This window comes from Glutamicibacter sp. NPDC088483 (assembly GCF_044753145.1).
In the GTDB taxonomy this organism is placed as follows: Bacteria; Actinomycetota; Actinomycetes; order Actinomycetales; family Micrococcaceae; genus Glutamicibacter.
On the sequence record NZ_JBIVMP010000001.1, the window covers coordinates 383642 to 404040 of the forward strand.

19 protein-coding genes are annotated in these 20399 nt (G+C 63.7%); 10 read left to right on the forward strand and 9 right to left on the reverse strand.

The features are described 5' to 3' along the window. Positions 1–3 precede the first annotated feature (3 nt). The 6 genes from ACIP6G_RS01790 to hemE all read right to left on the reverse strand — a co-directional run bounded on the left by ACIP6G_RS01790 (position 4) and on the right by hemE (position 6511). Positions 4–795 (reverse strand): uroporphyrinogen-III synthase, encoded by a 792-nt coding sequence (locus ACIP6G_RS01790; protein WP_400288345.1) that lies wholly within the window; start codon positions 793–795, stop codon positions 4–6. A 9-nt stretch (positions 796–804) separates the two neighbouring features. Next, on the reverse strand, positions 805–1779 hold the full coding sequence (hemC, locus tag ACIP6G_RS01795; RefSeq protein WP_400288347.1) for a hydroxymethylbilane synthase: 975 nt from the start codon (positions 1777–1779) through the stop codon (positions 805–807). Then, positions 1776–2981: a ferrochelatase gene (locus tag ACIP6G_RS01800; protein ID WP_400288349.1), complete on the reverse strand. Its 1206-nt coding sequence runs from the start codon at positions 2979–2981 to the stop codon at positions 1776–1778. Before ACIP6G_RS01800 ends, hemC begins: the two co-directional genes overlap by 4 nt. Then, on the reverse strand, positions 2978–3664 hold the full coding sequence (hemQ, locus tag ACIP6G_RS01805) for a hydrogen peroxide-dependent heme synthase (protein WP_105657676.1): 687 nt from the start codon (positions 3662–3664) through the stop codon (positions 2978–2980). The genes ACIP6G_RS01800 and hemQ overlap by 4 nt, the downstream gene beginning before the upstream one ends. A 92-nt stretch (positions 3665–3756) precedes the next feature. Continuing rightward, the gene (gene hemG / locus ACIP6G_RS01810) at positions 3757–5349 is read right to left on the reverse strand and encodes a protoporphyrinogen oxidase (RefSeq protein ID WP_400288351.1); all 1593 of its coding nucleotides are present in this window, start codon (positions 5347–5349) and stop codon (positions 3757–3759) included. Between the two features lie 106 nt (positions 5350–5455). Further along, positions 5456–6511 carry a uroporphyrinogen decarboxylase gene (gene hemE, locus ACIP6G_RS01815; protein WP_400288353.1) on the reverse strand — a complete coding sequence of 352 codons (1056 nt, stop codon included), beginning with the start codon at positions 6509–6511 and terminating at the stop codon, positions 5456–5458. A 148-nt stretch (positions 6512–6659) separates the two neighbouring features. Between hemE and ACIP6G_RS01820 the strand changes: the two genes are divergently transcribed. The 6 genes from ACIP6G_RS01820 to ACIP6G_RS01845 all read left to right on the forward strand — a co-directional run bounded on the left by ACIP6G_RS01820 (position 6660) and on the right by ACIP6G_RS01845 (position 13447). Continuing rightward, complete coding sequence (locus tag ACIP6G_RS01820) at positions 6660–7979, forward strand: glutamyl-tRNA reductase (RefSeq protein WP_332498431.1); 1320 nt, start codon at positions 6660–6662, stop codon at positions 7977–7979. 138 nt (positions 7980–8117) lie between these two features. After that, on the forward strand, positions 8118–8741 hold the full coding sequence (locus ACIP6G_RS01825) for a TetR/AcrR family transcriptional regulator (protein WP_105657677.1): 624 nt from the start codon (positions 8118–8120) through the stop codon (positions 8739–8741). Positions 8742–8805: 64 nt separating this feature from the next. Beyond that, the gene (locus tag ACIP6G_RS01830; RefSeq protein WP_105657517.1) at positions 8806–9027 is read left to right on the forward strand and encodes a DUF3107 domain-containing protein; all 222 of its coding nucleotides are present in this window, start codon (positions 8806–8808) and stop codon (positions 9025–9027) included. A gap of 121 nt (positions 9028–9148) precedes the next feature. Further along, positions 9149–10594, forward strand: coding sequence for an RNB domain-containing ribonuclease (locus ACIP6G_RS01835; protein ID WP_332594819.1), 1446 nt, complete (start codon positions 9149–9151; stop codon positions 10592–10594). 264 nt (positions 10595–10858) lie between these two features. Further along, positions 10859–12484: a DEAD/DEAH box helicase gene (locus ACIP6G_RS01840; RefSeq protein WP_105657519.1), complete on the forward strand. Its 1626-nt coding sequence runs from the start codon at positions 10859–10861 to the stop codon at positions 12482–12484. A 78-nt stretch (positions 12485–12562) separates the two neighbouring features. Then, on the forward strand, positions 12563–13447 hold the full coding sequence (locus tag ACIP6G_RS01845) for a DNA-methyltransferase (protein WP_400288752.1): 885 nt from the start codon (positions 12563–12565) through the stop codon (positions 13445–13447). Here ACIP6G_RS01845 and ACIP6G_RS01850 read toward each other — a convergent pair. Then, positions 13432–14277 (reverse strand): PHP domain-containing protein, encoded by an 846-nt coding sequence (locus ACIP6G_RS01850; RefSeq protein WP_400288356.1) that lies wholly within the window; start codon positions 14275–14277, stop codon positions 13432–13434. The genes ACIP6G_RS01845 and ACIP6G_RS01850 overlap by 16 nt on opposite strands. Positions 14278–14342: 65 nt before the next feature. Between ACIP6G_RS01850 and ACIP6G_RS01855 the strand changes: the two genes are divergently transcribed. After that, on the forward strand, positions 14343–15890 hold the full coding sequence (locus ACIP6G_RS01855) for an aminopeptidase P family protein (RefSeq protein WP_332498433.1): 1548 nt from the start codon (positions 14343–14345) through the stop codon (positions 15888–15890). An 86-nt stretch (positions 15891–15976) separates the two neighbouring features. Here the strand turns inward: ACIP6G_RS01855 and ACIP6G_RS01860 are convergent, their stop codons facing one another. Continuing rightward, positions 15977–16834: a general stress protein gene (locus ACIP6G_RS01860; RefSeq protein WP_400288358.1), complete on the reverse strand. Its 858-nt coding sequence runs from the start codon at positions 16832–16834 to the stop codon at positions 15977–15979. 132 nt (positions 16835–16966) lie between these two features. Here ACIP6G_RS01860 and ACIP6G_RS01865 point away from each other — a divergent pair, with 132 nt between their 5' ends. The 3 genes from ACIP6G_RS01865 to ACIP6G_RS01875 are packed head-to-tail and all read left to right on the forward strand — an operon-like array spanning position 16967 to position 19975. Next, on the forward strand, positions 16967–18217 hold the full coding sequence (locus tag ACIP6G_RS01865) for a magnesium transporter MgtE N-terminal domain-containing protein (RefSeq protein ID WP_105657522.1): 1251 nt from the start codon (positions 16967–16969) through the stop codon (positions 18215–18217). 42 nt (positions 18218–18259) lie between these two features. Further along, a complete protein-coding gene (locus ACIP6G_RS01870) occupies positions 18260–18868 on the forward strand; it encodes a DUF1003 domain-containing protein (protein ID WP_105657523.1) in 609 nt (202 codons plus the stop codon). Between the two features lie 3 nt (positions 18869–18871). Continuing rightward, positions 18872–19975 carry an Mrp/NBP35 family ATP-binding protein gene (locus ACIP6G_RS01875; protein WP_105661514.1) on the forward strand — a complete coding sequence of 368 codons (1104 nt, stop codon included), beginning with the start codon at positions 18872–18874 and terminating at the stop codon, positions 19973–19975. 12 nt (positions 19976–19987) lie between these two features. On the opposite strand, the gene ACIP6G_RS01880 is transcribed toward ACIP6G_RS01875, so the two are convergent. Beyond that, entirely contained in the window at positions 19988–20392 is a 405-nt protein-coding gene (locus ACIP6G_RS01880; RefSeq protein ID WP_133833695.1) for a sec-independent translocase, read from the reverse strand. Between the last annotated feature and the right edge of the window lie 7 nt (positions 20393–20399).

A 20399-nucleotide genomic window follows, 5' to 3' on the forward strand; every position in this document is an offset into this window, starting at 1 on the left:
GAGTTACCGGTGCCGGAGCAAATCTTGGGCCGCACGGGCCAGGCCCTGCGGGGTGGGAGCGGAGGCCACGGCATGCACCGGCAGCCCGGCACGCTCCATGGCCCGGGCCGTTGGATGGCCAATCGCGATGGTCTGCAGCTTCCCGGGCAGCTGCGTCCCTGCCAGCTGCACGAAGCGGCGGACCACGCTGGGCGCCGAGAAGACCACCAAATCCTGTTCTTCCAGTCTGTCACCGATCCGGTTCGCCGGTAGGACGTTGAGTCCGGCTGCCGCTTCCGGCTCAGTCACCGGGGTGCCGGGCGCCGGGGCATCCACGGTTTCATAGGCAATGAATTCGTTGACCTGCACCGGGTATTTGCCCAGCCCATCAGCCAGCGTGGAGCTGGCCAGATCGCCGTGCGGATAGCAGATCCTGGCACCCGGCTCAGGGATCCATGCCGCAAGCATGCCGGCAGCCGATTGCTCTTCAGCTTCGAAGTCCACGCTGCGGCCCAAGTGCCGCTTGATGGCCTCGGTGGTCTTCTCTCCAACCGAGGCCAGACGCAGTTGCTCCGGCAGGAGCGCTCCAGCCAGGACCTGCTGCACCACCTTGACGGTATTCACCGAGGTGAAGACCAGCCAGGAGTAGTCTCCGGCGACCAGATCGCTGGCCATGCGCTGCAATGCGCTGCGGTCGGCGGGCCAAACAGTTTCGATCAGCTGGGCGCACCACGAGGTGATGCCCAGCCGATCGAATTCCTGCACGGTGGCCGCGGCACGTGCCGGGTTGCGCAGGATCAGTGCTTGATAAGCCATGGTCCGGAACTAGGCCAGCCCGGCAACTACGGCAGCGCCATCAGCGATCATCGACTGCGCCAGCGAACGGCCCAGCTGCTGTGCTGCATCCGCCGTGCTGCAGGAGATCCGCGCACTGCGGCGCATGGTCTGCGAGCCGTCGGGGTTGCAGGCGACCGCTTCGAGGACCAGCGCATCGCCCTCGATATGGGCCAAGGCGCCAATCGGGGCAGCACAGCCGGCTTCCAGTTCGGAGAGCAGCGCACGTTCGGCTTCCACCTGCATGCGGGTGGCGACATCGTCGAACTGCGCCAGAGCCGCATCCAATGCGCCGTGGCCGGTGCCCGCGGTACGGGTTTCCAGCGCCAAGGCGCCCTGGCCCGGGGCGGGCAGCATGATGGAGGGATCCAGGTACTCGGTGATGTGCTTGTCCAAGCCCAGGCGGCGCATCCCGGCAGCTGCCAGGATCACCGCGTCCAGGTCACCCTGGGTGCCGCGGCCCACGCTGCCATCATCCAGCGTCTTCCCGACACCCTTGACCCGGCCTAAGCGGGTGGGGACGTTGCCGCGGATATCGACAATCTCGAAGTCGCTGCGGTAGGCCAGCAGCTGGGCTGCACGGCGCGGCGAACCGGTACCGATCTTCGCACCCTGGGGCAGCTGGTCCAAGCCCAGCGAGTCGCGCGAGCACAGGGCATCGCGGACATCCTCGCGCGGCGGGATCGAGGCCAGGACCAGGCCCTCGGGCTGCGCAGTGGGCAGGTCCTTGAGCGAGTGCACGGCCAGGTCGCAGCCGGAATCGAGCAGGTGCTGGCGCAGCGCGGCGGCGAAGACGCCGGTGCCTCCGAGGGTGGCCAGCGAGCCGGTCACCACATCGCCTTCGGTCTTGACCAGCACGGTCTGCGCGGCCAACCCGGAAATCCCGGCCAGCTTCTGCGCGGCCCATCCGGTCTGGGTGGTCGCCAGCGCGCTGCCGCGCGTTCCTACGCGAAATGCTTCGGTCATGGCTGGGGTACACCAACTTCTGAATCGACTGCGCCGATGGTCGGGCGCAAGGTTCCGTCCAGGGCGCGCTTCTCGCAGCAGCCCGGACGGCAGACATCAAACCATGGGCCGCCTTCGAGAACCGAGGTGCGGCCGGCGCGCAGGGCCTTGCCATCGGGGCCGGCCAGGCGTTCTTCGACCAAGTCCACCAGTCCGGAGATGAACGCCTGGTGGGTGCCCGGGGTGGCGACGCGGTCAAAGGCCAGGCCCAGTTGGGCGCAGCTGTCCTTGGCTTCGGTATCCAGATCCCACATGACTTCCATGTGGTCCGAGATGAAGCCGATGGGCACGACCACGACGCCGGCGACACCGGCTGCGGCATCCTCTTCCAGCGCGTCGTTGATATCCGGTTCCAGCCATGGCACATGCGGTGCCCCGGAGCGGGACTGGTAGACCAGGCTGTGCTCCAGGCCCTTGGCCTCCTCTACCTGGGACAGGATGTAGTTGGCCACCGCCTGGTGCTGGCTGGTGTAGAGATTCCCGTAGCCTGCGGCCCGGATACCTTCGGGTCCTGCGGCCTCGGCGTCGGCCATCGGAATGGAGTGGGTGACGAAGACGATCTTGATCGCCCCGTCTTCCTTGCCCGCTTCGGCCAGCTGCGCACGCACATTGGCCAGCGAGGAACGCAAGGACTGCGCAAAGGGCGTCACGAAGGCAGGAGTGTCGAAGAACTGGCGCAGCTTGTCCACTTCCACCACACCGTCCAGCCCGGTGTTGGCTAGGCCCATGCCCGCATCCTCGCGGTACTGGCGGCAGGCCGAGTAGCCGGAGTAGGCGCCGGTGCCCATGAGCAGCACCTTGCGGTGGCCGTCGGCAGCCAGCTGCTTGAGGGTGTCGTCGATAAACGGGTGCCAGTTGCGGTTGCCCCAGTAAATGGGCAGGTCGATGCCGCGGGTAGCCAGCTCTGCCTCCAGCGCGGCCTTCAGTGCACGGTTCTGCGCGTTGATTGGCGAGACGCCGCCGTTCTTGCGGTAGTGCACCGCAACTTCTTCCAGGCGCTCGTCAGGGATGCCGCGGCCCTCGGTGACCTTGCGCAGGAACGGGATGACATCATCCTGCCCTTCCGGTCCGCCGAAGGATGCCAGCAAGATGGCATCGTAGGACTTGGGAATCATCTGGCCGTTGCGGTCATATCCCTCGCGGGGGTCAAAGGCCGGGCTCACTTCAGTACCTCTAGCGCTTCAGCTGCCGAGATGCGGCGGCCGGTGTAGAACGGAGTCTCCTCACGCACATGGTGGCGGGCTTCGGTGTAGCGCAGGTGGCGCATCATGTCGACGAGATCGATCATGTCGTCGGCTTCGAGGCAGATCTGCCATTCGTAGTCGCCGAAGGAGAAGGCCGCTACGGTGTTGGCCAGCACGTTCGGGAATTCGCGGCCCAGGATGCCGTGGTCGCGCAGCATCTTGCCGCGGGCCGCTGGATCCAGGGTGTACCACTCGGTGGAGCGGACGAATGGGTAAACGGTCATCCATTCCTTCGGATCCAGGCCGCGCGCGAACGCTGGCGAGTGGTCCTTGGCGAATTCCGCTTCACGGTGCACGGCCATGGTGGAGTAAACGATTTCGGTGCCGGCCAGCAGGGCCGAACGGCGGATCTTGCGCATCGATGCCTGCAGCAGCTGGGCCGATGGCCCGTGCACCCAGAACATCACGTCAGCGTCCTCGCGCATGGCCGAAACGTCGTAGATGCCGCGCACGGTGGCGCCTTCGGCGGCCAGCTCGGCGACCAGCGCATCGAATTCAGCGGCAGCAGCCTCGGAGCGCTCGACAATTTCCGAACGCTTGAAAATGGTCCAGAGAGTGTAGAAGAACGTCGGGTTTTCTCCTGCATTTTCGCGTTCACGAATTACTGGGGAATTATGCTCCGGTGCGTTGCTCACTTGATATTCTCCTTGATCTGGTTTCGGACAAAAGTCCAGGATAGTTGGCCCGGGTGCGGTTAGCGGGCGCTGATCGCGACGGCACTGCGGGCTTGGGCGATAACTCGCGCCAGTCCGGTGCCGGCAATCCATGCGCCAACCACATCGAGCCCTTCGAAGCCCGACAGGCTGCGCTGCAGTTGCGCGCGGCGCGCGGTAGCGGCCTGGCCCTGCAGCGGAACCATGTCGCTGAAGCGTGAAACGGTGCTGCCCAAGACATCATCAAGATGCAATTGAACACCGAGAATCTTTGAAGCATCTTTGATTGCCTGGTCGATGAGAGCTGAATCATCTCCGGATTCGACAAGTTGCTCATGTTCGCCGATTCGTCCAAAGGACAGGCGCAGTACGTGGGTGCCAGGGCCGGCCTCTGCGGCGAGCCAGGGCCACTTGGCCGTGGAATGGGTCAGCGCCTTGGCCGTCAGCGGGGCGTTCCTGGAGACCAGCACACCCGATCCGCGCGGGGCATCATCGAGTTCCGGCTTATCGACCACCAGGATCGCCAAGGCAATGGCATTGGCACCGCTTTCGCTGGCGATCCGCTCTTCTGGTGCCAGCAGGGGGTTCAGCAGGTCCAGTGCCGGCTCGGCCGGCGTCGCGAGAACTACCCGGTCAGCGAGCAGTTCATGGCCCAAGGTCGTGACTGCATACGGATTTGGCGACTGCGCATCGTGGCGCAAGGAGGTCACCGGCGAATTGCGCACCAGCGCAACGCCAGCCTGCTCCAGCTGGGACACCAGGGCTTCGACCATGGTGTACATGCCGCCGTTGAGGCCAGCCACACGGGAACCAGCCGGAGCCGAAGCCTGCAGCCGGGTGACGGCGCGGGCCAGCGAACCGGTCTCCTGCATGGCTTGGCGCAGGCCAGGCGCGGCGGCGTCAATGGAAATCTTGGCAGGGTCGGTGGAATAGACGCCGTTGATGACCGGGGCCACCAGCTGGTCCAGTACCGCCTGTCCCATGCGGGAACGGACCACTTCAGCGATGGTCAGGTTCTCCGTGGCCCACTTCTTGTTCATTGGCGTGATCAGATCCGCTGCGGCACGCACGGTGGCCGGTCGGCCAATGATGCCGCGCACCTCGTCGGTGCGCACATTGCCCGGGATGCCCAGCATTGCGGTGGCAGGCATCTGGTGAGCATGAATTTCCTGCTCTTCCCCCTGGATGAGCCAGGCCCGCTCTCCGGAGGTCCTGGCGATCTGCCCGCCCAGATCCAGCTCGTCGAGGTAGGAGGAAACAATGCCGCCACGCAGGGCGAAGGATTCCGCGCCAGCATCAATCTCCATGCCGGCAACTTCGGTGGTGCGCACGCAGCCACCGAAGTTCGCGGTTGCTTCCAGCACGGTCACTTCGTGTCCGGTCTGGCGAAGTTCACGGGCAGCGACCAGGCCGGCGATGCCGCCACCGATCACCACCGCATGCGGGGCCAATGGCTTCTGGGCCTGATCGGCCGATTCGCTCTTCGCTAGGCGTGCTTCGCTGGCGCTGCGCACCTTTTCCAGCAGGCGCAAGGCATGCGCTGCGGCATCGTTGGCAATATCGCGTCGCGGTTTGGACGCGCCGGTGGCTTCAGCTGAATCCCCTGCGCGCAGATTGCGCTGTTCCTTGCTCACGTGCCTAGCACCTTCTACCTTCACAATATGCCGATGCCCTGTTCCCTGCCCATGGCCTCGGGGGCCAGCTGGAACACAGCGTTAAACCTAGCTTAGACCTGTTGAATTACAGCGAGTGAATGAGCTCCACCACACGGGTCAACACGGTTGGGTCGGTGGTTGGCGGAACGCCATGGCCCAGGTTCACCACATGTCCGCGGGCCTTCTTGCCTGCTGCAACCACTTCGCGCACGTGCGCCTCGAGGACTTCCCACGGGGCATCGAGCAACGCCGGGTCGATGTTGCCCTGGACCGAAACGTCCTGGCCCAAGCGTTCAATCGCGGTTTCCAGCGGGATGCGGTAATCCACGCCCACGGTATCCACGCCAGCATCGCGCATGGCGGTGAGCAGTTCGCCGGTGCCGGTGCCGAAGTGGATCAACGGCACGCCCAGGTCGCGGACGTAGTCCAGGGACTTCACCGAGTACGGGGCGACGTGCTTCTGGTAGTCCGGAAGCGAGAGCGAACCAGCCCAGGAGTCGAAGAGCTGCGCGGCCGAGGCGCCGGCTTCAACCTGCGCCCGCAGGAACTTGCCCGAGGCGTCGGCCGCCCAGGTCATCAGTCCGTCCCAGACGTCCGGGTCGGTGTGCATCATGGTGCGCGGGCCCAGGTGGTCGCGGCTTGGCTTGCCCTCGACCATGTAGGCGGCCACGGTGAATGGCGCACCGGCGAAACCGATCAGCGGGGTCTTGCCCAGCTCGGCCACGGTCAAGCGCACGGCTTCGCGGATGGGTTCCAGCGACTCGTCAGTCAGCTCCGGAAGGGCAGCTACCTGTTCCCTGGTGCGAATCGGGGTGTCCAGCACCGGGCCAACGCCTGGCACGATGTCCACGCCAATGCCTGCAAGGCGCAGCGGGATGACGATGTCCGAGAAGAAGATGCCGGCGTCCACCTTGTGGCGGCGCACCGGCTGCAAGGTGATCTCGCTGGCCAAGGCAGGGTCAAGGCAGGAGTCGAGCATGCTCACCCCTTCACGCAGCTTCAGGTATTCAGGCAGCGAACGGCCAGCCTGGCGCATGAACCACACCGGGTGATGCGACGGCTTCTTGCCGGTCAAAGCTTGGATCAAAGCGGAATCTTGGGTACGTCCATCAATCAACGGATGGTTCTGCGACAGGGTCATGCCCCAATTCTGCCAACTCTTCAGATTAAAAGCCCATTTACTGCGTTCGCCCGCAGGGGAAGGTGAGCAAACTAACCCCTTGGAACCATGCGGATTTAGGCACACCTGCGTTGTCTGCCGGTATTTTCCGGCCTATTCTGGGGTCACTGTGGTTTTCTTATCTCTTGTCGCATCGCATTCCCAGCTCGATCTGGAGACCGTCGCACAAATCAGTGCTTCGGCCGACGGGCTGGCAGCTGCCTCCGTTAACGGTTCGGCGGCTATCAATGGCGCCGTCGTGCTGGCCACCTGCAACCGCTTCGAAGTCTACGCAGACGTGGACCACGTGGAGGACGCAGCAGAACATCTGGTCAACGAGCTGGCAGCAAGCACCGACCTCTCCCCCGAATTCCTGGCCCGCCGTCTCACCACGCTGGAAGGCGACCCGGTAGTTGAGCACCTCTTCTCCGTAGGCGCCGGACTGGACTCTGCCGTTGTCGGCGAACGCGAAATCGCTGGCCAGGTGCGTCGAGCACTGACCCAGGCGCAGCAAGAGAAGACCACAACCAGCAACCTCACCCGCCTGTTCCAGAACGCCACCCGCGCGGCCAAGGATGTCGGTTCGAATACCGACCTTGGCACCCAGGGCAAGTCCGTGGTTTCGGTGGCCCTCGATCTGGCCGAAGAACTGGCCACTGAAGGCCGCGACTGGTCCGAGCAGGATGTTGTGCTCTTTGGCACCGGTTCCTACGCTGGCGCCACCATGGCGTTGCTCAAGGAACGCGGCGTCCAGCGCATTTCGGTTTACTCGCATTCCGGGCGCGCCGCAGATTTCACCGCGAAGCGCGGCGGCTTCCCGCTCAGCGACGAATTGCTGCCGCAGGCCCTGCGCGAAGCTGACATCATCGTTGGCTGCTCCGGCGGCGGTCACCAGTTGGCCCGTGCAGAGCTTGAAGCGCTGCGCGTGAAGAAGCACCCGCTGATCGCCATCGACATGGCGCTCACCCACGACTTCGATCCGACCATGGTCGAACTGCCCGATGTTGAACTGATTACCTTGGAATCGGTGCGCATGGCCGCCCCGACCGAGCAGGCCATGGCCGTTCACGCGGCTAGCCGCATCGTCAAGAACGCCACCGCAGAATTTGCCGCCGCTCAGCGTGAACGCGAGGCCGACTTCGCGATTGTCGCGCTGCGCCAGCACACCAAAGCCGTTCTGGATGCCGAGATCGCGAAGGTCCGTGCCCAGCACGGCTGCAGCGCCGCGGCCGAAGAAGTCGAGCTGGCCATGCGCCGCATGGTGCGCCAGCTTTTGCATGTGCCTACCGTGCGTGCCCGCGAACTGGCAGGCGAAGGCCGCACCGGCGAATATGTCTCGGCCCTGGAAACCCTCTACGGCTTGGAGCTCTCGCAGCCGGAGCCCGGGAAATCGGAGACTACGCAGGCCCCGGGCAACTGTCCAGCCGCCCCGGAAGCCAAATCAGCGTAGAAAACCTGATTTCCCCCAGCATATTTCCACTTTCCGCACAGAAGCATGGAATACTACTTCCAAGTAGATTATCCACCCGAGAATTCCTTTGATGACTTGGGAGCTGATCACTCTGCAGCTGGAAAGGCCCCATTCGACATGACGGAACTCGAAAATATCAAAGGCACCCGCCCGCAACGGATGCCCCGTGAAGCGCGTCGTCGCCAGCTGCTGCAGGCAGCGCACCAGGTTTTCGTGGCCCATGGGTACCATGGTGCGTCCATGGACGAAATCGCTGAAGTCGCCCTGGTTTCCAAACCGGTGCTCTACCAGCATTTCCCCGGCAAACGCGAACTCTACCTCGCCTTGCTGGATTCGCACCTGGCCGACTTCAGCCGTCAGCTGGATGAAGCGATCCGCTCCACCAGCGACAATCGCGAGCGCGTCTTCGCCACCATCAACACCTACTACAGCTACATCAAGGGCGAATCCCAGGCGTACCGCCTGATCTTCGAATCCGATGTGCTCTCGGACCCGCTGATCGCCCATCGCATCGAGCAGTTCAACAGTTCGCTGGCTTCCTCCATCGCCCGCGTCGTGGTCGAAGATACCGACATGAGCGAGGAGGAAGGCCTGCTGGCAGGCCGTGCCCTGGCAGGCCTCTCCCAGGTTTCGGCGCGTTACTGGGCCACCAGCAGCTCCTCGGTGGACCAGAATGCCGCCGTGGATCTCATCTCCCGTTTAGCTTGGCGCGGAATTTCGCAGTTCCCGAAAGAAAACTAGCTAAATTAGTGTTCAGAGGCCCCATACGGGACACCTATTTCGTTCGAGAGGATCTGCGACAATCATGGAAATCCGCATTGGCATTCAGAATGTAGCCCGCGAAGTTGTACTTGAATCCGAGCTCAGCAACGCCGAAGTCAATGAGCTGGTCTCGAAGGCGATCGCCGACGGCACCGTTCTGGCACTGAAGGATCCAAAGGGCCGCGAGGTCCTGGTGCCTGCTGCTGGCATCGCTTACGTTGAGGTTGGCCCGGAAGAAGTCCGCCGCGTCGGCTTCGCACAGTAGAGCTTGTTGCGCGCCGAGGCATCGCTTCGGCAGCTGGTGGCCGGTTTCGCTTAGAAGCGAAACCGGCTATTTCTTCGCCCAAATGGTGATTTGACTCACCGAGTCATGGTATTGCTAAGGGGTGACTGAACGAAGAATCCGCAGCCCCCGCCCGGTTCCCGCCAACTCGCTGGCCCAGCTACTGCTCGGCCTTGAAGCAGAGTTCGAGGTACCGGCACCCTTCGACGAGCAAACCCTGAAAGCCGCGGAACTGGCGGTAGCCCAGGTCCAGCACCCCGAAGAAGACGCCACCGGCATCCCGTTCTTCACCATTGACCCGCTCGGCGCCACCGATCTCGACCAGGCGATGTTCCTTGAACGAAACGGCCAGGGCTATACCGTGCACTATGCGATCGCGGACGTTCCCGCGTTCGTGACCTTGGGCAGCCAGCTGGACCAGGTGGCCCGCCAACGCGGTCAGACCTATTACCTGCCGCACCGCAAGATCACCTTGCACCCGCCCCTGATTTCCGAAGACCAGGGCTCGCTGCTGCCAGACCAGGACCGGCCGGCCTTCCACTGGAAAATTTCCCTGGATGCCGATGGCGCCCTGGGCGAGGTCCAGCTGAACCGCGCGCGCATCCGTTCCCGCGCCCAGCTCGACTACGCCTCCGCCCAGGCCCGGCTGGATTCGGGGGAACCCGATGAGCAGCTGGAATTGCTCGCCGAAATCGGTGCTGCGCGCCTGCTGCAGGAGCAACTGCGCGGCGGCGCCTCATTGAACCTGCCGGACCAGGAAATTGAAGAAGCAGGCGACGGCTACAAGCTGGTCAGCCGCACCCCGCTGCCCCTGGAAGGGCACAACGCGCAGATTTCCCTGCTCACCGGCATAGCCGCAGCCCGCATCATGCTCGAGGCCGGTGTGGGCATCCTGCGCACCATGCCCGCACCGGATGAAGCGGACCAGCAGGAATTCCGCACCCAGACCCAGTTGCTGGGCACGCCGTGGGACGCAACGCAAAGCTATGGGCAGTACCTGCATGCATTGGATGTCAGCGACCCGAAGCAACTGGTGATCATGCATCGTGCCGCCGCGCTGTTCCGCGGTGCGGACTACCGGGTCATAGCCGGGCAGCCCGAAGAGGAACTGATCCAAGCGGCACTGGCGGCACCCTACGCGCACACCACCGCGCCGCTGCGTCGGCTCGTGGACCGCTTCGTGCTGCTCACCTGCCACCTGCTTTCCACCGGCCAGCCGATCCCCGAGCAGCTCGCCTCGGCCCTGGAAGAGCTGCCCGGGCTGATGCGTACCAGCAGCATTGCCGCCAACCGAGTGAACAATGCGGCCGTCGACCTGCTCGAAGCCTATGTGCTCAAAACACGTGTCGGGGAAGAATTCCAGGCCATCGTGCTGAAGTCAGCCGAGCAAAAGGAAGATGGAAAGATTCGTCCCGGAGTGCTGCAGCTGGCCGATGAACCGGTCACCGGAGAGTTTTCCGGTTCCGCCCAGCCGGGCACCTTGGTGCGCGTAAAGCTGGTCCAGGCTGATCCCGCGGCCCGCAAGATCAGCTTTGAAATCGTGGCCTGAGACTCCTAAACCCGGGTTTCCGGGCAAAACCGGCTATGCTTGGCCTATTAGTAAATAGGATGCCCGATCGCAATGGGCTGATAGATGAAACAGTTTTATGGCGACTTCCCAGCGGCCGCCATCCCGCAGGTGCTTGACCAAGCCACCTAACGTGAAAGTAGCGATCGGCTCCGCTGGATTCGTGCGGTATCCGCATGCTCCTGGCTTGTTGCAAGCCGGAATGGAGCAGGTACCGTGCCCACATGAAACGAGAACAAAGACATCGTGACTGACACGACGCTTTCGGCCCCAGTGGCCGAACCACAAGACAATGAGCCAACCATCGCAGAGCCGATCAAGCAGAGCTTTGCCGATTTGAAGGTTCGCGAAGACATCGTTGCTTCGCTTTCGGAAGCCGGGATCGAGTACCCGTTCCCCATCCAGGCCCTGACCCTGCCAGTTGCCCTGGGCGGCAACGACATCATCGGCCAGGCCAAGACCGGCACCGGCAAGACCCTGGGCTTTGGCATCCCTGCCCTGCAGCGCGTGATCCGCGAAGGCGACAAGGGCTACGGGGATCTTGAATTCCCCGGTGCCCCGCAGGCACTGATCGTGGCCCCGACCCGCGAGCTGGCCATCCAGGTCGGCGCCGACCTGGCCCAGGCATCGAAGCACTCGAACATCTCGATCACCACCATCTACGGCGGCCGCCCCTACGAAGAGCAGATCAATGCCCTGAAGGCCGGCACCGACGTGATTGTCGGCACCCCGGGCCGCTTGATCGACCTGAACCGCCAGCGCGTGCTGAACCTCAAGCAGGTTCGCACCGTGGTACTGGACGAGGCCGACGAGATGCTGGACCTGGGCTTCCTGCCCGATGTCGAGCGCATTCTGGCCGCCTTGCCGCCGGTACGCCAGGCTATGCTGTTCTCCGCCACCATGCCCGGCGCCGTGATCACCATGGCCCGCCGCTACATGACCCGTCCCACCCACATCCGCGCCCAGGATCCCGGCGATGATGACTCGCTGACCAAGCGCAACATCCGCCAGCTGGTCTACCGCGCGCACAACATGGACAAGGACGAGATGGTGGCCCGCCTGCTGCAGGCAGAAGGCCGCGGCAAAACCATCATCTTCACCCAGACCAAGCGCTCGGCTGCCAAGCTGTCCGATGAGCTGGTGGACCGCGGCTTCAACGCCGGTTCGCTGCACGGCGATCTGGGCCAGGGCGCCCGCGAGCAGGCCTTGAAGGCCTTCCGCGCCGGCAAGGTCGACATCCTGGTAGCTACCGATGTCGCGGCCCGCGGCATCGACGTGGATGACGTCACCCACGTGGTCAACCTGCAGTGCCCGGATGATGAGAACACCTATCTGCACCGCGTAGGCCGTACCGGTCGTGCCGGCAACACCGGTATTGCGGTCACCTTCGTGGATTGGGATTCGGTGCCCCGCTGGTCGCTGATCAACAAGGCGCTGGGCCTGAACGTTCCCGAGCCGGTAGAGACCTACTCGTCCTCGCCGCATTTCTTCGCCGACTTGGGAATCCCCAAGGGCACCAAGGGCCGCTTGCAGCGTGCCAAGAAGACCGCGGCAGCTGAGGGCGATGGCTCGCCACGCCGCGAGGATTCGGCGCGCACCCCGCGCCGCCGCAGCAATTCGCGTACCCGCACCCGCACCGTGAACGGCGAGCAGACCCAGCAGCGCGGTGCGCAGGACTCCGGCGCCGAACAGGAGGGCGCACGCCACGGCCACTCCAAGGGCAAACAGGACCGTCCGGCACGCGAAAACGAGCGCCACCGCGAAACCCATGCTTCCGGCGGGGAGCAGGAGGCGACCGAGGGCGCATCCGCTGCCCGCCGACGCCGTCCGCGCCGTCGCACCCGCAGCACCGAAGCAGGCGGCCAGGACTAATCCCCAGTCCAACCGGTCAGCCAACTTTTCCGAAAGGAACCCACACCAGCGGTGCTCGCTCTACCCGAAGAACCAGCTTTGCCCGACGCTGGAACGCAGGATGCCCCGGCGTCCGTCGTTCCAGCCTCGGGTAATACCGTGTATCACGGTGATAACCTCTCCATCCTTGGCACCCTGCCCGATCAAAGCTTCACCTTGATCTATGTGGACCCGCCGTTCAACACCGGGCGCAAGCAGACCCGTGCCCAGCGCACCATGGTTCGCGCTGCCGAAGGCGAAGGCGACCGCACCGGATTCAAGGGACGCGAGTACAACACCGAGCTGGGGATCGCCCGTTCGTATCACGATACCTTCGACGACTACCTCAGCTTCATCGAGCCGCGGCTACGCGAGGCCCACCGCCTGCTGGCCGAGGACGGCACGCTCTATGTGCACCTCGACTACCGCGAGGTGCACTACGTGAAGGTGCTGCTCGATAGGATTTTCGGCCGGGACTGCTTCCTGAACGAACTGATCTGGGCCTACGACTATGGTGCCCGCGCCAAGAGCCGCTGGCCGGCCAAGCACGACACCATCCTGGTCTACGTGAAGGATCCGAAGAAGTACCACTTCGATTCGGCTGAGGTGGACCGCGAGCCGTATATGGCTCCCGGCCTGGTCACCCCGGAGAAGCGCGCCCTGGGCAAGTTGCCGACCGATGTCTGGTGGCACACCATCGTCTCTCCTACTGGCAAGGAAAAGACCGGCTACCCGACGCAGAAGCCCGAAGGCGTGCTGCGCCGGATTGTGGCCGCGTCGTCGCGCCCCGGCGATTGGGTGCTGGACTTCTTTGCCGGCTCAGGCACCACCGGTGCAGTGTCCGCGAAGCTGGGACGCCAGTATGTGCTGATTGACCAGAACCCCGAGGCCATCGAGGTGATGAAGGATCGTTTGCCTGGAAGCACCAGCTATATCGAGGCCTGAGTTCCGGTCCCCTGGGCAATAATCCTATGCAGCATTTCCGGCTCGGTGAGATTCTCGCCGAGCCGGTTCAGCTTTCCGGTGCCGTGGTAGTCGGAAGATCCGGTGACAATCAGATCGCGATCGGCGGCCAGCTTGAGCAACCAGGCCTTTCCCTCGGCGGTGTTGTCCCGGTGGTGCACTTCGACCCCCGCTAGCCCGGCATCGATCATCTCGTAGAAGGTGGAATCGGGAACTACCCGTCCGCGTGCAGAGGCCTTGGGATGCGCGAACACCGGAACGCCACCGGCTTCCCGCACCAATTGCACCGCAGTGGCAGGATTCACCGCTGGATGCGAAACGTAGTAGCGCGAACGCGAGGAGAGGATGTTGGCGAACGCTTCATTGCGGTTATCCACCACCCCCGCGGTCACCAGCGCATCGGCAATATGCGGGCGGCCCACGGTTGAACCCGGCAGGCAATGCTCCCCCACCAGATCCCAGCTGATCGGATAGTCCTCGGCCAGCAGGTCGACAATGCGGCGGGCACGAACGATCCGCGAGTTCAGCGCAATATCCAGCTCATCGAGCAGCGGCTGGTAGGTGGGGTCATGCAGGTAGCTGAGCAGATGCACGCTGATGCCGTGGGTATCCTGGCAGGTGATTTCCATGCCCGGTATGAATCCCAGTCCCAGCTTCCCGGCTTGCGCCGCGGCTTCGGCCCAACCGGTGGTCTGGTCATGATCAGTCAACGCCACGACATCCAGGCCCGCAACCGAAGCGGCGCGCATGAGCTCGGCCGGAGTTTCAGTTCCGTCGGACACATTGGAGTGGGTGTGCAGGTCGATTCGCATATGCCTAGGTTATCCCCTGCGCTGATTCTTTGCTGGGATACAGCTGGTGGTGACACACTTGGAACATGACCAATCAAGATTCATCTGCACCAAGCACTGATCAGCCGTTGGAAGACCGCGTGAACAACCGTTCCCAGCGTCCAACGTCCAAGGCATTCCAGGACTTCATGGCCTCCTCGTGGGCGCAAGACACTTCTGATCTGCCAGAACAAGATGCCGCTGCCAGCTACGCAGCCGCTCGCCGTGCCAAGCTCTCGGAGAATTTCCCCGGTGAGCGCATCGTCATTCCGGCAGGCCCGCTCAAGGTCCGCTCCAACGACACGGACTACCGTTTCCGCCCTCATTCTGCGTTCGCCCACCTGACCGGCCTGGGCGTCGACCACGAGCCCGATGCCGTACTGGTCATGGAACCGACCGATGACGGCGTGGGCGAGCACGGCTCCAACCACGTTTCCACCCTGTATTTCGCGCCGATGGCCGGCCGCGACACCACCGATTTCTATTTGAATTCGCGTTCCGGCGAATTCTGGGTGGGCCCGCGCCCAACCCTGTCCTCGCTGTCGGCGCGCACCGGGATGCCCACCGATTCGTTGGAACAGCTGGAAATCGCGATCACCAAGAATTCCGGCCCGCAGGCCCTGGGCGGCATCCGCATCCGTCTGGTGCGCGAGGTGGATCTGAACATCGAGGCGCTGGTGGATACCTCGCGCATCAACACCGGCCAGGACCTGGAAGCCAGCGATGCCCTGGATACCGAGCTGGCCGAGTTCGTTTCCGAGCTTCGCCTGGTCAAGGACGCGTACGAAATCGCCGAACTGCGCAAGTCGGTTGCCGCGACCATCAACGGCTTCGAAGACGTGGTGCGCAACCTGGACAAGGCCGTCGCGCACGAACGCGGCGAACGCGTTGTCGAAGGCGCGTTCTTCGCCCGCGCCCGGCTTGAAGGCAACGAGCTGGGCTACGACACCATCGCCGCTTCGGGCAACAACGCCACCATCTTGCACTGGATCCGCAACACCGGAACCGTCAAGCAGGGCGAGGTGCTGCTGCTGGATGCAGGTGTCGAGGCCGAATCCCTGTACACCGCAGACATCACCCGCTCGCTGCCGGTGTCCGGCAAGTACACCGAGGTGCAGCGCAAGGTCTACCAGGCCGTGCTGGATGCCGCCGATGCCGCCTTCGCTGCGGCCAAGCCGGGCCTGAAGTTCCGCGACCTGCATCTGGTGGCTACCCGCGTTTTGGCTGAGCGGCTCTCCGAGTGGGGCATCTTGCCGGTATCTGTGGAAGAAGCCATGGATCCGGAGGGGCAGCATCACCGCCGCTGGATGCCGCATGGCACCAGCCACCATCTCGGTCTGGACGTGCACGACTGCGCCCAGGCACGCGCCGAGCTGTACCTGGATGCCGAGCTGGAGGAGGGCATGGTCTTCACCATCGAGCCCGGACTCTACTTCAAGGACGAGGATCTGGCGATCCCCGAGGAGTACCGCGGCCTGGGCGTGCGCATCGAGGATGACATCCTGGTCACCGCCGATGGCGCCGAGAACTTGAGCGTTGCCCTGCCACGCAAGCCTGAGGAAGTTGAAGCGTGGATGGCTAAGTTGCGCGGCTAATTCGTCCCGCAGCGTTAACCAGCGAAAGGCATGGGCGCAGTTACCGAGGTAACTGCGCCCATGCCTTTCTTTGGCCTAGCTGGTCCCTATGCTTCAGGATCCTTGCGAGGCGCTGGTTCCTGGACCGGGGCCTGCGGCTGCTGCGAAGTATCCACTCGCGGCTCTACCTGCGACAGGTCCTGCGTGTCCTTGGCCTCGGCGGCCGGTGCTTGCGCTTCGTCCTTGGCTGGCTGCTCGACCGGCGCGACTGGCGCAGCTGTCTTGGCCTCGTTGACGCGCACGCCATAGCGGGGACGCCCATCTGGCAGGTCGGGGAATTGCGAGCTGCGCTCTTCCTCGGCGGCCGGCTGCGCAGGCGTGGCCGGCACTGCGGCGGCTGCCTGGGCCGACGGCGCGGCAGCTGCGGAAGGCTGCTGCTGCGGGGCCTGGGCAACTGGTTGCGCAGGTGCCTGCTGCGGACGCATGGGCAGCTTGGAGGCCAGCGTGCGGGCCGACTGCGCATGCTCGAAATCCACCACCACGTCAAAGCTGGTGGCAACGAACTGGCTGGAGGACGCGAAATCGCGCTTGCCGCGACGCGTCGAATAGCTGATCACGCCGGCGATCATCCAAATAGCCATGCCCAGGCCGATGGCGGAGAGAATCTGGTACAGCCCGTTGCCGCCACCGCCGAAAAGGGTCAGGAGGAGGCCGACAAACAGGCCCATCATGCCGCCCTGGGCCGCGCCAGCCAGCGCCACGCGCGGGTAGGAAAGTTTCGCGGTGACTCGCTCCACGGTGCGTACGTCATTGCCGACGATGCTTACCGCGGCGACCGGGAAATCATTATCGGCCAGGTAATCCACGAGCTTCTGCGCGTCGAGATAGCTGGTGTAACGTCCAAGCAGTTCTCCGCGCGGCAGGCCGCTGGTGCTAATCGAATTTACTCCATGAGGCGAGGTCATATCTATATTGTGCACAGGTTTACTGTGAGCCTGCCTAGTTGTGAAGCAACTATCGCTGAGGGTGAAAGAAACAGCACTGGCCCTGTGGCTTTGCACACCGGGAACGGGGCTGAAACGCGATAGTCTAGGAGGGTGAGCGCACAAGTGTCTAAAATCTTCGTCGCCCGGCTGCTCGGGCTTGATGTCTTTGACCCCTTGGGCGACCGCTTAGGCCGCTTGCGCGATGTCGTGGTGGTCTCCCGCGGCCCCAAGAAACCCGCCGCCTGCGTGGGCTTGGTCGTCGAGGTCCCCGGCAAACGGCGGGTGTTCGTTCCGATGACCCGCATCCAGTCCATGGAAGCCAACCAGGTGATCTGCAACGGCCTGGTGAACATGCGCCGCTTCCAGCAGCGCGGCCAGGAAATTCTGGTTGTCGCCGAAATGTTCGACCGCACCATCACCTTCGTTGATGGTTCCGGTCGCGGTGTCATCGAGGACATCGGTTTGGCGCAGACCCGTCGCGGGGACTGGGAAATCAACGAATACTATGTCCAGCGTGGAGAACCGACGGCCAATTTGCTGGGACTGCGTTCGCGCCGCCGCAACAAGGTGCTGGTCTCCTGGGACGAGGTCAGCCACGGTTCGAAGAATGAACCGCAGTCCGCTGACACCTTCGTGGCCGCCCACGATGAGATGAAGCCTGCCGACTTTGCTGACGCCCTGCATGAAATGAATGAGAAGCGCCGCCTGGAAATCGCGGCCCATCTGCAAGATGAGCGCCTGGCCGACGTGCTCCAGGAACTTCCGGACCGCGAGCAGGTGGAGATCCTTTCCGCCCTGGGCCTGGAACGTGCCGCGGACGTGCTTGAGGAAATGGACCCGGATGACGCGGCCGACCTTCTGGCTGAAGTCAGCGAAGAGACCAAGCACCAGCTGCTGGATCTGATGAACGAGGAAGAGGCCAAGGATGTCCGCCGCTTGCTCGCCTACCCGGAAGGTACCGCCGGGTCGATCATGACCCCGGTTCCGGTGATTCTCACCCCTGAATCCACGGTCGCTGAAGCCCTGGCCTCGGTGCGCCTGGAGGAATTGAGCCCGGCGCTTGCTTCGACCGTATATGTGGTGCGCCCGCCGCTGGAGACGCCCACGGGACGCTACCTGGGCCAAGTCCACATCCAGGCGCTGCTGCGTGCCGCTCCCCCGGAGCCGCTGGGCGATATCCTTGATACGGAGCTGGAGCCCATGTCGGATCTGGCCAATATCACCGAAGTGGTTCGCCATTTGGCCACCTACAACCTCACCAGCGTAGGCGTGACCAACAAGGAAGGCCGGCTTGTAGGGGCCATCACCGTGGATGACGTGCTGGACCACATCCTCCCGGATGACTGGCGTTCCCAAGACTAGCCAACGCCCCACCCACCCATCAGCAGCAAAGGAGTTCCAGCTATGGCTGAGCAGCGCAAGAGTAACGGCCTGGATACCCCGCTTGCAGCACGACAACGCTTCTGGCCCCGGTTCTCCCCGAACCCTGACCTCTTTGGTTCGGCCACGGAGAAGTTCGCTCGCTTCATGGGCACCCCGACCTTCCTGCTGTACATGACGGTGTTCTGCGCCTTCTGGCTGATCTGGAACTCGGTCGCCCCGATCAATTGGCGTTTTGACGATGCCACCATCGGCTTCACCGCGCTGACCTTGATGCTCTCCTTGCAGGCCTCCTACGCCGCTCCGTTGCTCCTGCTGGCGCAGAACCGCCAGGATGACCGCGACCGCGTCTCGCTGACCGAGGACCGCGCCCGTGCTGAACGCAATCTGTACGACACCGAGTACCTGACCCGCGAGCTGGCTTCCCTGCGCTTGGCACTGCGCGATGTTGCCACCCGCGACTACGTGCGTTCCGAACTGCGCAATGTGCTTGAAGAGCTGCTGGAAACCTCTGATGGCGAAGAGCTGCACCTGCGCGCGAAGAAAAAGGGCGGCAATAAGAATTCGCACCCGCAAACCGGGATGATCGAAACCGTCAAGCCCCAGCAGGGCCAGCACCGGAAGAGCAAATAAGCATTGAGCACCACCCCAGAACTCCTAGCCGCCCTCGCAAAGGTCAACGACCCGGAGCTTCGCCGGCCGATCACCGAATTGGGCATGGTGGAATCAGCTGTCCTGGCCGATGGCACCGCCAAGGTCAAGATCTTGCTGACCATCGCCGGTTGCCCGATGCGCTCCACCATCGAGGAAGAGGCCACCGCGGCCCTGCTGACCGTAGCAGCGGTGCAGCGCGTTGAGGTGAGCCTGGGCGTCATGGATCCGCAGCAGCGCGCGGAGCTGCGCGAGTCACTGGCCAGCCGCCGCACCCCGTTCTCCGATCCTGCTTCCCTGACCCGGGTGATCGCTGTGGCCAGCGGCAAGGGCGGCGTGGGCAAGTCGTCGATTACCGCGAATCTGGCCTGCCAGCTAGCCTCCCAGGGCTTGAAGGTCGGCCTGATCGACGCCGATGTCCATGGTTTCTCCATTCCCTCGCTGATGGGTATTTCGCAGAACCCCACCCGGGTTGATGACATGATCCTGCCGCCGGTGGCGCACGGAGTGAAGGTCATTTCCATTGGCATGTTCCTGGATTCCAACCAGCCGGTGATCTGGCGCGGCCCGATGCTGCACCGGGCCCTGGAGCAGTTCCTCTCGGATGTCTACTTCGGGGACCTGGACTACTTGTTGCTGGACCTGCCGCCAGGCACCGGGGACATGGCCATCTCCGTGTCCCAGCTGCTGCCCAATAGCGAGCTGCTGGTGGTCACGACTCCGCAGTCCACGGCTACCGAGGTTGCCGAACGCGCCGGCACCATCGCCTTGCAGACCCATCAGAAGGTGATCGGGGTGGTTGAGAACATGAGCTTCCTGCAGCTGCCCGACGGGTCGCGCATGGAGGTCTTCGGTTCCGGTGGCGGTGCCAAGCTCAGCGAATCGCTGAGCCAGCAGCTGGGCTACCCTGTTGGGATGCTGGCCCAGATTCCGCTGGAAGAGTCCGTACGCGTGGGTTCGGATCAGGGCCAGCCGGTAGTGCTCAGCACCCCGGGGGCACCGGCCGCGGCAGCGATGCGTGAATTGGCCGGGAAATTGGAACAGCGACCGCGCGGGCTTGCCGGGCGATCGCTGCCGATGTCTTTCTGAGGACTTCTGGGCCTAGGTGGCTTCTGAGTCGAAGGGTGCCGGTTCGTTGGCGCCCAGCTGCAGCTGCTGCGCGGTAGCCGAAGGGACCGCGGTGCGCACCGGTGCTGGGGCCACGGTCTTGGCTGGAGAACCCTTTGCGGCATTCACGGCGTCGTCGAATTCATCGACAAGCGCCTCCTTGATGATTCGACGTGGATCATACTGGCGCGGGTCCAGCTTCTTCCAGTCGATGTCGGCAACCTCGTCGCCTACTTCCTCGCGCAGCTGCTCCTTGGCGCCATTGGCCATGCGCCGCACTTCCTTGACCAGGTTCGCTAGCTTTTTGGCGTACTCAGGAAGCTTTTCGGGGCCCAGAATAACGACCGCCAGCACGGCGAGAACGATAAACTCGCCACCATTAATACCAAAAAGATCCACGTAAGAA

What these genes read in the sequence shown, in the direction of transcription:
- ACIP6G_RS01790 (WP_400288345.1), bottom strand. Translation starts at nt 795, where the DNA reads ATGGCTTATCAAGCACTGATCCTGCGCAACCCGGCACGTGCCGCGGCC.
- hemE (WP_400288353.1), bottom strand. Translation starts at nt 6,511, where the DNA reads ATGACCCTGTCGCAGAACCATCCGTTGATTGATGGACGTACCCAAGAT.
- ACIP6G_RS01825 (WP_105657677.1), top strand. Translation starts at nt 8,118, where the DNA reads ATGACGGAACTCGAAAATATCAAAGGCACCCGCCCGCAACGGATGCCC.
- hemC (WP_400288347.1), bottom strand. Translation starts at nt 1,779, where the DNA reads ATGACCGAAGCATTTCGCGTAGGAACGCGCGGCAGCGCGCTGGCGACC.
- ACIP6G_RS01830 (WP_105657517.1), top strand. Translation starts at nt 8,806, where the DNA reads ATGGAAATCCGCATTGGCATTCAGAATGTAGCCCGCGAAGTTGTACTT.
- ACIP6G_RS01860 (WP_400288358.1), bottom strand. Translation starts at nt 16,834, where the DNA reads ATGACCTCGCCTCATGGAGTAAATTCGATTAGCACCAGCGGCCTGCCG.
- ACIP6G_RS01870 (WP_105657523.1), top strand. Translation starts at nt 18,260, where the DNA reads ATGGCTGAGCAGCGCAAGAGTAACGGCCTGGATACCCCGCTTGCAGCA.
- ACIP6G_RS01855 (WP_332498433.1), top strand. Translation starts at nt 14,343, where the DNA reads ATGACCAATCAAGATTCATCTGCACCAAGCACTGATCAGCCGTTGGAA.
- ACIP6G_RS01850 (WP_400288356.1), bottom strand. Translation starts at nt 14,277, where the DNA reads ATGCGAATCGACCTGCACACCCACTCCAATGTGTCCGACGGAACTGAA.